Origin of the sequence: Paenibacillus sp. FSL R5-0345, assembly GCF_000758585.1 — a bacterium.
In the GTDB taxonomy this organism is placed as follows: Bacteria; Bacillota; Bacilli; order Paenibacillales; family Paenibacillaceae; genus Paenibacillus_AQ.
In genome coordinates, this window is sequence record NZ_CP009281.1 from 4273047 (window position 1) to 4286797 (window position 13751).

10 protein-coding genes are annotated in these 13751 nt (G+C 43.9%); all 10 read right to left on the reverse strand.

The features are described from left to right. Positions 1-111 precede the first annotated feature (111 nt). Positions 112-570, reverse strand: a complete 459-nt coding sequence (locus tag R50345_RS30375) for an SHOCT domain-containing protein (RefSeq protein WP_052414648.1) — start codon at positions 568-570, stop codon at positions 112-114. A gap of 569 nt (positions 571-1139) precedes the next feature. Then, the gene (locus R50345_RS18950; RefSeq protein WP_042129142.1) at positions 1140-2540 is read right to left on the reverse strand and encodes an ADP-ribosylglycohydrolase family protein; all 1401 of its coding nucleotides are present in this window, start codon (positions 2538-2540) and stop codon (positions 1140-1142) included. 320 nt (positions 2541-2860) lie between these two features. Then, positions 2861-3532 (reverse strand): CAP domain-containing protein, encoded by a 672-nt coding sequence (locus R50345_RS18955; RefSeq protein WP_081390041.1) that lies wholly within the window; start codon positions 3530-3532, stop codon positions 2861-2863. Between the two features lie 220 nt (positions 3533-3752). Next, complete coding sequence (locus R50345_RS18960; RefSeq protein WP_042129146.1) at positions 3753-4628, reverse strand: amidohydrolase family protein; 876 nt, start codon at positions 4626-4628, stop codon at positions 3753-3755. Beyond that, the gene (locus R50345_RS18965; RefSeq protein ID WP_042129147.1) at positions 4615-7791 is read right to left on the reverse strand and encodes a GNAT family N-acetyltransferase; all 3177 of its coding nucleotides are present in this window, start codon (positions 7789-7791) and stop codon (positions 4615-4617) included. Before R50345_RS18965 ends, R50345_RS18960 begins: the two co-directional genes overlap by 14 nt. 221 nt (positions 7792-8012) lie before the next feature. Then, positions 8013-9188: an MFS transporter gene (locus tag R50345_RS18970; RefSeq protein ID WP_042129148.1), complete on the reverse strand. Its 1176-nt coding sequence runs from the start codon at positions 9186-9188 to the stop codon at positions 8013-8015. A 236-nt stretch (positions 9189-9424) separates the two neighbouring features. After that, the gene (locus R50345_RS18975; RefSeq protein ID WP_042129150.1) at positions 9425-10444 is read right to left on the reverse strand and encodes an LCP family protein; all 1020 of its coding nucleotides are present in this window, start codon (positions 10442-10444) and stop codon (positions 9425-9427) included. Positions 10445-10474: 30 nt separating this feature from the next. Beyond that, positions 10475-11596, reverse strand: a complete 1122-nt coding sequence (locus R50345_RS18980) for an FtsW/RodA/SpoVE family cell cycle protein (RefSeq protein WP_042129151.1) — start codon at positions 11594-11596, stop codon at positions 10475-10477. A 143-nt stretch (positions 11597-11739) separates the two neighbouring features. Beyond that, positions 11740-12273 (reverse strand): hypothetical protein, encoded by a 534-nt coding sequence (locus tag R50345_RS18985; protein ID WP_042129153.1) that lies wholly within the window; start codon positions 12271-12273, stop codon positions 11740-11742. Between the two features lie 90 nt (positions 12274-12363). Then, entirely contained in the window at positions 12364-13749 is a 1386-nt protein-coding gene (locus tag R50345_RS18990) for a sensor histidine kinase (RefSeq protein ID WP_042129155.1), read from the reverse strand. Positions 13750-13751: the final 2 nt, after the last annotated feature.

The window sequence follows — 13751 nt, forward strand, 5'->3', positions numbered from 1 at the left end:
GGCCTGTTATCTTATTAGTTCTAAAAAGACAATGAAGCCGCTTATTCTCCGTAATTGGAGAACAAGCGGCTTCGTATTTCGGATCATGCATTGAATGAAAAAAAGTCCATTTTATAATCCAAGGATTTGCTTTTTCTTGGCTTCAAATTCTTCTGGAGTTATGATACCAGAATCCTTAAGTTCTGCTAGCTGTCTCAAATCATCGATCGACCCAACAGGAGCTGGAGGATTAGGACGATTGTGTTTTTCTGATTTATATACTGCTATGTAATCACGAATTTTTTCGGCGATTTTCATTTTTCCCGGTTGAATAAGAACAACGTTAGCACTCGCTCCTTTTAAATTATCCTTTTTCGATGTTTGAAGGTTGGCTGTAATTACTTGTAAATAAGGAACTTTTAAAAAGGGCTTAACTATGCTGATCGTAATGACAGAATCCAACGGAATCGTTTGAGTCTGTCCTCCCAATTTTTGAACATTACTAGGCTTAATTACTAGGTAATCCTCGTATAGTTCAAGAGATGATGTACCGCCGCTGATCTCGTGTATCATATTATCCACCTCATTCATAAGATACCCCTATCTTATCATATATTTACAGATTTCTTCTATATTTATCCTCTACTTCATAATAAAATCAAAAGAATGAACATGCCGCAAAATAAATTTCATAGATTTCAATCACTCAATCCCCGCTGAATAAATTCCTAAATCAGGGAGAAGATAAAAACTTGTTTTTTGCTTTGTAATGTCGCAGGAATTGTCATCGAGATTGGTCACTCTTATTCGATACCACATGAAAAAGCATAAGAATCAACAGTTCTAATCCAATTTTAAGTCACAGTCAAATATTATATCTGCTTCAGCTTACCCTTTTCGCAATTCGGAGAGTAGCTATTTCGCCTTCCTCGGCATGCTGTAACGCGATGGCTCCAATGGGTTGGATAAGCCAGCCCTTCTATACGCTTCAAAAGAGAAAGCAAGCTTCTCAATGTGCAGATTTCAGCTTCTTCTTCTCTTGAATCCAGCCCACTAACAGTAGTATAAGCAAAGTAAAAAATCCACTTGCAACATTGTTGCTGTGGACTTTTTGTAGGCTTATTATGTATGTTGTATTTGCTCAGGTTTATTGATTGATATTAAAGGCCAAGGCCGTTATTCTTGTTCACATAGAGTTCACTAGGTAGAACTCGATGTTGACCGGTTTTCAGCAGCTTTGGTAAACGCCCCATCCGCTCCGCTAAAGTAGAAAGCTTTTGCTCATGAAAATTAGATAGTCCCGTATGAATCCGGTCTTGAAAAGGCTCAAGCCATCTAGATTCCAAACTATCTGGACCGAAATAAACCCCGAGCAGTGAGCCAGCCGTTGCCCCGAAGCTATCCGTATCGTTGCCTTGCATTACCTGCTTGCATATCCCATCACCAACATTGTCTGCAAACCGCAGGGTATTAATTAAGGTTCCTACTTCTTGATAAACCTGACAGTGGCAATAAGTCTCATACTTTTGGTTAATACTCTGATATGCTTCCAGCCAGTCATCTGCATTCGCTACCATTTCAAGACAATTCTGAGTAATCTCATAGAACCGGCTTCTTTTAGGGATGAATTGCAGTGCAGTTTTGATTATTTCAATGGGATCACGCAGCACGTGAGCAGCAGCAATCGCAGCAGCAATGAACATCGTGGCGTAAATGCCGGTCCGGCGATGTGTAAAGCTTGCATCCCGCCAAGCTAGCTCAGCAGCCAGAGCAGGCTGACCAGGACAGGCATAGCCGTAGGCATCTGCACGAATCGCCGCCCCGCATAGCTCTGTACCCTGTACCATAAAATCAGGCCAAGCCTCTATTTCAGAATGATTGAATAATTCCTTATCATGTTCCAAATAGCTAATCCCTGATCGTAGTAAAATTGCCCTTTCCGGACCCCAAGTTGTACTTATCGGAAGGTGATTTAACCATAAATCCCTTAAATCTCTTTTCGTAAAACCTTCACCGAATTGTTCTAGCACCATCATTCCCATTAATGTGTAATTGATATCATCATCAGGTGCTACATAACGAATTCGCCCTCGTGTAGTCTCAAACCAAGACCAATGACGACGATCCAGCGCATGGAGAATTTCTTCAGAAATATAATCATTCAGTGGCCATTCCCCTACAGAAGTTAACGCTTGACGTAATTCCGACAAGCTGGGGTTTACCTCTATTGTTTTGCCCAGCATAGAACCGCAGACTGAAGCGAGGAAACCAGCCTCCACACGCTTGGAGCTATCCTTCAGATTCAAAATTCCGATCTGCCCGAGAGGTCGAGCCGGATCGCTTTCCCGCCATATCTCATCTAAATCGTTCGGCTCATAGTAAGGCCAATTATCCCTCATTGGAATGACAGCCAAGCTATGGGCGAATTCAAGATAGGCATCATAGCTTGCGGGAAGCTGTTCCAGCTTGGCTAAATAACCGGAGGTTTGATGTCCCTGCTCAAATTTATTACGCAGAATCCCTTCCAATTGAAGTTTAAGAAATGTGAGTGATGGTAGCATACTGTATCTCCCTTATACGATTATTAATCTACATGAAATAAAAATGCATACTCAAATTCTTAATACCAAATTTCAAATTACTCCATACCTCCCTTGCAACTTACTTTCACACAAAATGACCAATAACAAATAGAAAAGCAACCATATCTATCCACAATCCACAATACATCAATATCACAAGCTTTAGTAGTAAAAGATGACTCGATTCGGTAGATAAGCAGGTAAGCTGACTTCATTGTATCTAATCATAATAAAAACCCATGTCAGATGACATGGGCTTGATATTAGCTGTTTATCAACCTTATTGCTTTATTGATTTTTTACAAACCAATAAATTCTTGAACCCATTCAGTGTTATATGAAGCAATCCCAATTTCAGTGAAGCTGCTATTCAGAATGTTCGCGCGATGACCAGGACTGTTCATCCATTGATTCATTACTTCCTCCGCGCTCTTCTGGCCTTTGGCAATGTTTTCTCCTGCTGAGCTATAGCTAATTCCGAATGCCTTCATCATATCAAACGGAGAACCATAAGTCGGTGACTGATGATCAAAATAATTGTTGTCATACATATCCTTTGCTTTTGCCATAGCCATTTTTGAAAGCTCACTATTCAGACTTAGTGCTTTCAAGCCTGCATTTGTACGTTCCTTATTCACCAAATTCAACACTTGCTGAACGGAATCAGATGTATTGGCAGGCTGCTGCGGATTGACGGACGGTTGTGGATTGGCAGATTGTTGTGGATAAGCCGAATATTGTGGTTTCGCGGACGGTTGCGGATAAGTCGTCTGATCCGCTGTGCTACCTGTAGGTGGTGAAGTACGAATAAACCCATCCAGCCATTTTGATACATCTCCGCCAGGTACTTGTTTAGCCTTAATCGTTGAATTTCCTGCATTCTCTGTGGAAATAGAAGACGCTTGCGTTAAGGTTGACGTTGCAGCCATTTTGCCAGCAGGATGTCCAACCTTCGTTTGTTGAGTAGTCATTTGATTGTTGGCTGAGTGATTACCCGAACAAGCTGTAACGAGTAACAACGCAACTATTACGATAAATGGTTTAATAACGACCCCTCCTGATTTGGTAAAGTAATGACGAATCGAATAAAGTTTTTGTTAAGCACGATTGAATTATTCATCTCTAATTCAAAAAATAAAAACAAAAAAAGCCATCCTTTAGATATCCTAAGGGATGGCTTGTTCGTAATGCTTAGAGCGCCGCAATCCGCTGCTGAATGCGTGGAAATAAGGCGAAGGCATTCTCGTAAAATACTTTCTCATGGTGCTGCTCAGGGACGAGTCGGCGGACAAATTCCGCATACAGGTCAATAGGCGCGAGTGGCCAATCCGTGCCGAACAACATTTTCTCATAATGATCGGAGTACACCAGCGCCCGTCGAAAATGATCCATGAACAGTGGTTCATTCATGAACCGTTCAAAATGAGGCCGGTCACCGACCACAAGGCCGGACAAATCGGCATAGACGTTTGGATTTTTGGCCACCACTTCGGCGGCGTCCATCACCCAGGGATCGCCAAGATGGCAGATCATAAAATTCACATCACGCCGTTGGAACGCTAATTCATCCACGGTAAGAGGATGAGCATACTTAAGCAATCCATTCATCGAGTACGTATCACCGGTATGAATGACGACAGGCGTACCATACTTAGCCGCCAACTCATAAATCGGCGAATAAATTTTGTCGTAAACGTAATGATGATAGTATCCGGCATAGAGCTTAATGCCTGCTACCTCGGGCGCTTGCAGCCGTGCCTCAATTCGGTCCAGCTCCTCTTGAGCATCCTTACCTCCGAGCATGTTCGGATTGATCCCCACGCATTCCATTAAGAAAGGCGGCACAGTGTCTTCCAAGTCAAGGCCCATCGGATTAGGGGAAGTGGAGTCAGGGAAAGCTCCCTTCGTCTGCTCCGTGACCCCCATTCCAATACCAAGAACAACATCGTTCTTATCAAACTCTGCTTTGAGCCCGGCAGCAGTGTAATCGACTTTGGAGAGATCCAGTGCTGTTTGATGAAAGCTGTCGATGTCCGACAGATGAATGTGAATATCAATGATCGGCATTTGAGATCTCCTTTTCGTCAGTAGGTCTGGCAAAGGTCAGCTTCAAAAGACTGCGGACATCCTCTGAGTTCAGAGCGAGTTCTCCCATGATCAGGAAGGTCGGCTGTGTCCAAACAGTTTCTCCATTCAGAAGTGGAAGGTGATGATGCACCCCGTGATTAAATACTTTATTGTTCACATACGCCGAGGCACTCTGATTCGGATGATTGCTCACCAAATGCAGCATATCCTTACGCGAAGATGCACCAATTCGCAATAGTCCCTTGGCCTCCAGATAGGTTTCAACCGTTCCTAATAAGAACTTACCCTCCTTGGAGAATTCCATCCATCCCTCGGCATAGACTGGCGAAGGTTGGATATAATTTTCCTCCGACAACGAATAATTCGGCAGGGTCATTCCGCTGTCATTGGTCACCGAATGCAACACACAGAGCACAGAGACACCTGGGAGCATAAGGTAATGCTGATTAACAACAATTCCTCGGTTCTTTTCCTGCTTCTCGATCGAAGTAGTGATACGTAATCCTTTCCATACATTACCCTGAGCATCCATTTGCTCGGTCCAAGCTGCGCTCCTTGGCTCCTCCAACCGACTAAATCCACCTATGCCTGAAATACCCACACCGAGTCCACCGTGCCAAGGATTCCACCAGGAACGTGGTGCTGCTTCCGGATAGGAGCTATCCAGCCATTCTTCTCCATGATGCTTCAGGGAATGTACAACACTGCCGAACTCAGGAGCAGCTGCAATAGAAAGAACTCCGTTGCTCACAGTGTATATAGTACCCGCTGGTCCCTCTTCTGTGTCACAGACAACGGCTGCTGTTTCCGTTTGAGGGAACCAGAGGCCTGTTCGCTCTTGAATACGATCCTCTCCACGATAGACGACTCGAACCTTCTGTCCTGATTGGCTGTGTTCTGAAGAAGTCTCCGCTTCCTCAGATGAGAGCTCAAAGCCCGCGGAGTGCAGATTCTGCTCTCTTTTCAGTTCCATCTCAGCGACTTTCTGCTCCTCTCCTCTATCCGTTTGTACATACAGCTCGAGGCTCCCATTAAGCGAAGTCATCTTTCGTTCGAGTAACTCCGCATGAAGCGCCCCCGCCGCAAACAGGTTTCCACCGCCAAGCGTTAATTCAAGATGATCATCCATCACCGGTGTGATCGGATCCGGCTGCTTCCGTGCAAAGGTGCGGAAATCCGACCACTTCAGGAAGGTGTTTAAAGCGAACACCAGCGTCTTTGTTCGTACGACATCTCCAGCAGGGATTTGACCAAGATTATGCTCCAGTCCAAGTGGATACTCCGGACGAAGCAGCTTCAACGAAGGGTCCCAGCAAACGCCGCATGTGACGTTTTCTTCCTTGCTGAACAACCAATTTTCCGTAATTTGAGCGCTGTCCCAATTACCCGGATCGCCTGAGTAAGCATCGCCCATATCTACGTAACGACCCTGATAGGGCAGGATGAGGCGTTTACCAAAAAATCCGAAATTCGTTAGTAGATACATATCCTCTTCCAACGTTTGGTTACTAGTATTGCGTACCTCGCTATAAAACTCAGCGATTCCGTTCGCAAAGAGCTTAGCCACTCTTTTTATCTCCAGACCCGGGAATTCATCTGATTCATAAAGGGTCTCTAGAACTTGGCCCTCTCCTTCGGAATAGATCTTTACTGTTTTAGCCTGTTTCTTCGAGAATTCTTCGGCGAATGGTTTACCTAACTTCGGATGGGTCAACCAGAAATTATGGCTCGAGCCGGGATATTCAATCCACATCCCATTGTCGTTATTATTAAGATGTACGGAGTAGGCGCCGTTTACAGCCACCCACTGATCCCCGTTTTCCCCGCCAAAGCGGCCATGTGTTCCTTTCATTAGCACAGATAATTTGCTGATGAAGGACACTGCCTTCTCTCCAGCCGGAACGGCTGTCACCTCAATATCCTGTGAATAAAGGCCATATGAATTTAGGGTAAAGGGTACTCGGACGGAAGCCTTACTTTTAGCTGGAACCGAGAAGCTTACTGCCCGATCCGCCCACGTCAAAAACTCTTCCTCTGGCAAATCAAAAGAAAATTCCGCTTCCGCTGCAAAATTATTCTCAACATTTAAGAATAGCTCAGCGGGAAGACCCGGATGCAGCTCACGTGTTGGCAACTCCATCCTCATTTTCAGTGGGAATTTAGGAGCAACACCTATACGAAACTCAGCGCGCTTGCCACCGATGATCCATTTGCTCATAACCACAGGGTGAGTCTTCTTGTCGTTTTGCTCTTCACGAATCGGATCAAGCTCGAACTCACCTTCTACGATAACTGTTTCTCCTGGCGCGAGTGTTGGTGCAGCAGACAAGGCAAACTGAATATTTTTGTCATTTTGCCCTTTGATCTCAATGGCCAGATCAGACGCCGAACGATTCTTAATGTGATAACGAATCTTATATGTGGAACCGAATACAAGATCGTGATCGTCAATCTCCGTGGAGATTTCATAGTCAGGTGTATCCAGAGCCGTCAGGCCGCGACCGGTCTTCTCGAATTCTGCGCGTAAGGAGAGTTCTCCCTTTTGCCAAGTGTAATCGAAGAAATCAAAACCACGCTCCCGGCGACCATCTGGCTGAATGGGCAGTTCACGGGTACTATCTGCATACCAATCCAGCTGCTCAAAATAAGGAGCAAGTGCTTCCGTTTGCAGAACCGTTGGAATAAAGTTCATTAGATGTACGTAATCCTCATTTTTTTCCCAAAAGAATCCACATTTCTTATACATCGGTACAGCCTTCGTATTGCCTGCCCAAGTAAACAGATCAAGACGCGGCCAGCCCGCTTCAATTGTTTTGCGAACAGCGTTCAAAATCAGGTTACGACCTACCTTGTATCCGTGATAATCAGGTCTTACATTCAACAGCGGGACATACAAAGCCCCTTCGTCTTGACGGTAATGGGCAAAACTACAGAAGCCTACCACTTCCTCGCCATCAACGGCGAGAAACACATTTAGATTGGATGAGATCTCCATCTCGCGGCGCACTGTATCCTCTGTTCTCTGATTGGTGCCTCCACCCCAGCTTTCATTGCTACGGTTCCACATTTCCGCTACCGCCCTAGCATAAGAAGGATCATATTCGATAATGCGGATTTGTTCCGCTGTAGTCTTTACAGTCATGCTCTCATCTCCTTATTCATCAATTATGAGTATGTATACAACTTTTTTCAAATAACTCCTACGAGTTCTTATTATACTATTAATTGGAAGGCAGTTACGAGGTAAAAAACTCTTTCTCCTTATTCTCTACATAAAGCCACTGCCTGCAGAAAGCTGCAGAATAAAAAGCTGTCGAGACTCCCTCGACAGCTTCGAATCTACTCTATGAGCAGCATTTCTTTTTAACAACTCTCCACACGATCCGCTGATCTTTTTTTCAAATTCGCGATACCTACAATACTAATCAATAGCACGCAGAGAGCATACGGAAGTGCCATATTTGCGGTGTATAAAGCTGTTCCTATAACTGGACCTATGAATGATCCGCCCCCTTGCAGGGCCGCAATAAAGGAAGCAACGCTTCTTTGCTCGTGATCTTGAACCGCCATTGAAGCACCCGCACTGTAGCCAAGCAATGTAAAGCCGTTGCCAATTCCCAAAAATGTAAAGTCTACATAAGCAAATCTGATAAACAATAACAAGCCTAGCAGCCCCAAAGCCACAAATAATAGCCCTACTAGCAGCACCTTTTTAGGATGCCATTTGAGATATTTACTGATCACAATTTGCGAGAGTACCACCATTATTCCCGAGATAGCCAGACCTGTTCCAATTAACTGAGTAGCTTGCTGGGTACTATATCCAAGGCTATCCTGCACAAAAAATCCGATAGTAACCTGCACGATATTCAGAGCAAACGATAGCAATAGTCCAATCCATAAATAGAGGCGTATCCGTTTGTCGTTGGGTGAAAGTGAAATCGCCTGCCGTTCGATCTCGATATTCTTTTCTTTAGGAATAAACACTAGAAATAAAATAGCCAAGGTGAATAAACATATCGCTGCGGCGTACATTGGTGAGGTGAGTCCCAGCGAAGCCATTCCTCCGCTCATTGCAGGTCCTACTACGAAGCCAAGTCCATTGGCTGCACCGAATAATGCCATTCCCTGTGTACGGGTCTCTTTTGTACTCCAGCCCATAACATAAGCTTGTGCTAATGCCGGAATACCTCCAAAGAAAAAGCCGGCGATTGCACGAAGTATAAAGAAACTCCAAAATAGGCTAGTTTTACTCTCAGCATGTACTGCATAATCAGCCAACAGTGCAAAAATGACTAGTGTTGCCATATAGACGAACATAATCGAAGAGAGCAGCCATTTTCGGCTCATGAACGTTTGTTTTTCCCAGAAATAACCTCCAAGCAGCCAGCAAAGTCCCGCAACTGATACCAAACATCCTGATTGAAAATCACTAAGTCCCAGATTTCGAGCAAGCGGACCGATAATCGGATTAAATGCAGCTATTGATATCATCCCTGTAAGTACGATTAGAAACATAATACTCAATCTGTATTTCATGAAATCCCCTTCTCCTCCCAACAAAACCAAAACAATATACGATTCATAATCGCTGTGTTCATGGTACTATGTCTGGAAGCCGGGCCTCTACCCCTTAGCGGATAACTTTAACGGTTATCGGGATTAATAGAAGAGCACGCAAAAAACTGCTCCTAAGAGCAGTTTATAGAACAACATTTTATTGAAACAATTTTCGAATAGGAATGGGAATGGGAAGACTCTCTGCAAACTTGATGTTAATCTACCGTCCCAATATTCTCCAAATGTAATGAGCTTTCGGTGCTAACGCCCGCTTCCGTACTCAGAGTAGTAAGCGCTTGTTTAAGATCCTCTTTATTCACATACACGTATGGACTCTTCCAAAGCGATTCCACATGTAAGGAATTAATATGGTCTGGTTTTAGTTTCGGAAAGTTCAATAACCATTGCTGGAGATCCGCTTGAGGAATATCTGTCTTCACATTATCACCAATGATATCCAATACATTTCCCCACTGGGACACGCCTTGGAAATTCCCCAGCTTATCCAGAATTTGTTTAATTACTTGCTGCTGTCGATCATTGCGCTGAAAATCAGAGGATTCAGCCGTTCCTTGATTCGATTTCCGGTAACGCACAAAATCAAGTACTTGTTTGCCGTCCAGCTTCTGCAAGCCCTTCTTTAAGTCGATGTTCGTCCCATCTGCCGAATCGGTATATTTCATATCCATATCGACATCAATGGTTAGTCCGCCAAGCAAGTCCACCGTCTCCTGCAACACATCAAAATTCACCACAACCATGTGATCAATCGGCAGACCCAGTAAATTACTGAAAAACTCTTTTGTATTAGGAATAGCCTCTGTTTTGTCTTTTATGTAATGGTAAGCATAATAATAATTGGCTTTGCGGGAAGGTAACGATTTAGGTTTTAACAACAAATCCCGCGGTATAGATAAGAAACTCGTCGACTTGGTATCCGGATTGAAGCTGACAAGCATCAGCACATCGGTATTCATTACCCCTCCACCGCCGTCCCGACTATCTACCCCGGCAAGCAGAACAATCATTGGTTCAACCGATACCGATTCTTTTTTTTCCGCTGGAGCAGCTGTTGGCTGGACGGTGACTGGAGCAGCCATACGCTGAATCGCATCATCCGTCTTTTTATACAAATACCCTGCATACCCTCCAATCCCTATTATAGTCGCTCCTATGACAAGACCAATGCTGATCAGAATTTTACGGGTTGTTGTCCACTTGCGTTTGTTAGACATAATTTCCTCCACTCAGTTCCAGTAGCTTTTTCAATCCGTGCTTTCATCTTTATGAACTTTGACACTTAGCACTATGCCAATCGCAATCATATTAGTGAGCAGTGAGCTGCCTCCATAGCTAATAAAAGGCAATGATATCCCCGTCAGGGGCAGCAACCCCATATGCATTCCAAGGTTAACAGAAACTTGAAAGATGATCATGGCGATAAATCCGGTGACAACATATGCCCCCGCACGATCCCTGCTTTCGAGCGCAATAAAGATCATGCGATACACGAGCAATAAATAAAGCATTAGCAACACGGATGAACCTATAAAACCGTATTTTGCACCGATAACTACATAGATCGAATCGGAATACGCGTAAGGAATATATCCTTTTCGCAAAAAAATACCTTCACTGCCCGATAATCCTCCGGAACCTATGGCTATCATCGCGTTTTTAACATGCCAAGATTTATCAGGATCACTCTGCGGGTCCAAAAAGGCTTGGATTCGTGACAGTTGATGGGGCTCGACAATCTTGGATAACAAGTCGAAGTTGGCATAATACAGCCATAGTATCGTGCCGATCGAAATAATCACAACACCGAGGATCAGGAGCATATAAAGCGCACGGATGTTACCAATCCAAAGCATGCTTAGCAATATACCAGCAAAAACGAGTGCTGTACCCAGGTCAGGTTGGTCCATGATCAAAATAAAAGGAATACAAAAAACGAAACAAACCGGCACTAAATCTTGAAAAAAACGTAGCTGCTGCCCCTCTCGTTTACCCAATAGATGAGCAATGAGCAGCACTGTACATATTTTAGCCAGCTCCGAGGGTTGAAGCTGAAAGCTTCCAATACTTAACCAGCGTACGGCACCGTTGAGGTTTTCTCCAACCAACTTAACCAGCACAAGTAGACCTACACCCACACCATATAAGAGATACGCTAACCTACCCAATAGAATCTGATAATCTACCAACGCAATGAATAACATGGGTATGCAAAATATAGCAAATAAATACAAAGAACTAATGTAAAGACCGTCTAACCGTGTATCCGTAGTCGCTCCATAAATAGCAACAGTACCAATACCAACTAGGCATGTTACGAGAAGAAGTACGGATCTGTCCAGCTTTGCAATTTTGGTGGAGATAATCATGAACCAACCTCTATTTAATTTCTGTATTTTTCTTGTTGTGTACGGGATACATGCATGAAAATGAGCAGCATAAATAATCCGCTGAGCACATACACCTTCTTTGAAGATGATGCTGAAGTGCTACGGATTATTTGGTTGAATGATTATCTCAGATCAAATTTGCCCTGATACGCCTTTTTCGATAACAGCTTTAATTGATCTTCACTCAGCGTATAAATATCCAGGCCGTTCCCTGCCTCACCCAATGACCAGCCCAGCGCGAGCTCTTTATGCCCATCATCATCGACATCATAGAATCCGGCATAATCCAGACCATACCCAAATCCCTCAACCTCCGTAATCTTTTGCCACGCTTCATTTTCCTGCCTAAGCAGCATTGCTTTTATAGAAGAACCTTTGTTTTTGCTGTACTCATATACAACTACAGCTTCGTCGATACCGTCTCCATCCATATCCCCAAAGGAGATCGCATTATCCTCTTGTCCATCCAACGGAGTTATCAATTGAGCTTTGTCGGGAAGCCATTTGATAAATTCCTGGCTCGTTTTGTCACGCTGCAGGCTTGCTTCCGATGATGGAGGCTTAATCAGCTCTCCGGGTGTTGCCGGGACTCCGCATCCTCCGAGCAAAAATAACGTTGTTAACATAGCACCTATTTTTATGAATTCGCTCGGCATTTGGATCATCGACTCCTCGCTTGTCCGCATATATAGTATTTTATCTGTGATAGAGATGAAAGTGGTTATGAAATAGTTAAATTTAAGTTCTTATTTTCTCGGTAAGTCAAATTGGACAATCGTGCCCTTGCCTAAAGTACTGCTTATTCGCAGCTCACCAAGATGCAATGTAATGATTTGTTCGGAGATGGACAAGCCCAAACCGCTGCCTGACGCTTGTTGATCCCCTTTGTAGAATTTTTGCCGCACATTCTCTAAATCCGTTTCTGCGATGCCTGATCCAGTATCCTCAACCGTAATTACAACTTTCCCTGGAACCGTATGGGCGCTGATAAGGATTCGACCTGAGGAACTAGTAAATTTAAGCGAATTATCGATGAGATTAATCATGACTTGCTTCACACGATTCTCGTCAGCTTGAATGACCGGCAGATTCTCTTCTATTTTCACTTCGAGTGAAATGCCTTGCCGGGTTGCTCTAGGCGTGAGTTGTCTGCCAATATGCTGCAACAGCTCCGTTAGATCCACAGATGTGAGATGAATAGCGATTCTTCCGTTATCCAATTTGGAGAAATCGAGCAGTTCATCCACCATATGAGTTAATCTGTCACTTTCAGATTCAATGATATCTAACCCATCATGAAACAGAGCTTGGTTACTTCCTCCAGCCGCCTTTAAAGTTATTACCCAGCCTTTGATCGAGGTCAGAGGCGTACGCAGTTCATGGGTTACGGATGTGATAAAGTCATTCTTTAGCTGCTCACTTTTCGAGATTCGACTGGCCATCATATTTAACGTATCCGCCAAGGAACCAAGCTCGTCTTGGTATCGCTTTTGTACTCTTATGCTGAAATTTCCTTCGGACATTTGGTCTGCTGCCAGTTTTAGATCTTTAATGGATCTCGTTATGGTCCACGACAGCAATAATCCTAGCAGGGTGACAATACCAATCACTAGCAAACCTACCCCGATCAGTAAAACTGCAATTTGATTAACAGCATGTATCGTTTCCGTTAAGGACGTAATAAATCTGACTTCCCCTACAATATTCCCTTTGGCTTGTAAAGGATAGGATACCGCAAAAATAGCTTCCTCAGTTACAGGGTCCTCCCCCTTCCAACTGCCAGGCTGCCCTTTCATCGCTTCTTGCACATCCATGTAATCTGTCATGGTAAAATCGCCTTGGATTCCATTTGAATCCTGCAACAGCCGACCTTCAGCATTAATAATCTGTACCTGTGCATCGGAATGGCTGGCAAAACCCTTTAACAATCTATCCGATTGTTCCTCTAAATCCTCGTCGCCAAAATATTGCTGATAAAAGGAAGCCGACAGCTCTGCTTGATTCATCAGGGTTTGCTCAATATTATGGAAATAATAATATCGTACAGAAATATTAAGAATAACTTCAAGAATGAGCACAGTAAGACAGATCACTACACAATAGCTTCCCACTAATCTTTTCTGAATCCCCATTC

What these genes read in the sequence shown, in the direction of transcription:
- R50345_RS30375 (WP_052414648.1), bottom strand. Translation starts at nt 570, where the DNA reads ATGAATGAGGTGGATAATATGATACACGAGATCAGCGGCGGTACATCA.
- R50345_RS18950 (WP_042129142.1), bottom strand. Translation starts at nt 2,540, where the DNA reads ATGCTACCATCACTCACATTTCTTAAACTTCAATTGGAAGGGATTCTG.
- R50345_RS18955 (WP_081390041.1), bottom strand. Translation starts at nt 3,532, where the DNA reads ATGACTACTCAACAAACGAAGGTTGGACATCCTGCTGGCAAAATGGCT.
- R50345_RS18960 (WP_042129146.1), bottom strand. Translation starts at nt 4,628, where the DNA reads ATGCCGATCATTGATATTCACATTCATCTGTCGGACATCGACAGCTTT.
- R50345_RS18965 (WP_042129147.1), bottom strand. Translation starts at nt 7,791, where the DNA reads ATGACTGTAAAGACTACAGCGGAACAAATCCGCATTATCGAATATGAT.
- R50345_RS18970 (WP_042129148.1), bottom strand. Translation starts at nt 9,188, where the DNA reads ATGAAATACAGATTGAGTATTATGTTTCTAATCGTACTTACAGGGATG.
- R50345_RS18975 (WP_042129150.1), bottom strand. Translation starts at nt 10,444, where the DNA reads ATGTCTAACAAACGCAAGTGGACAACAACCCGTAAAATTCTGATCAGC.
- R50345_RS18980 (WP_042129151.1), bottom strand. Translation starts at nt 11,596, where the DNA reads ATGATTATCTCCACCAAAATTGCAAAGCTGGACAGATCCGTACTTCTT.
- R50345_RS18985 (WP_042129153.1), bottom strand. Translation starts at nt 12,273, where the DNA reads ATGCCGAGCGAATTCATAAAAATAGGTGCTATGTTAACAACGTTATTT.
- R50345_RS18990 (WP_042129155.1), bottom strand. Translation starts at nt 13,749, where the DNA reads ATGGGGATTCAGAAAAGATTAGTGGGAAGCTATTGTGTAGTGATCTGT.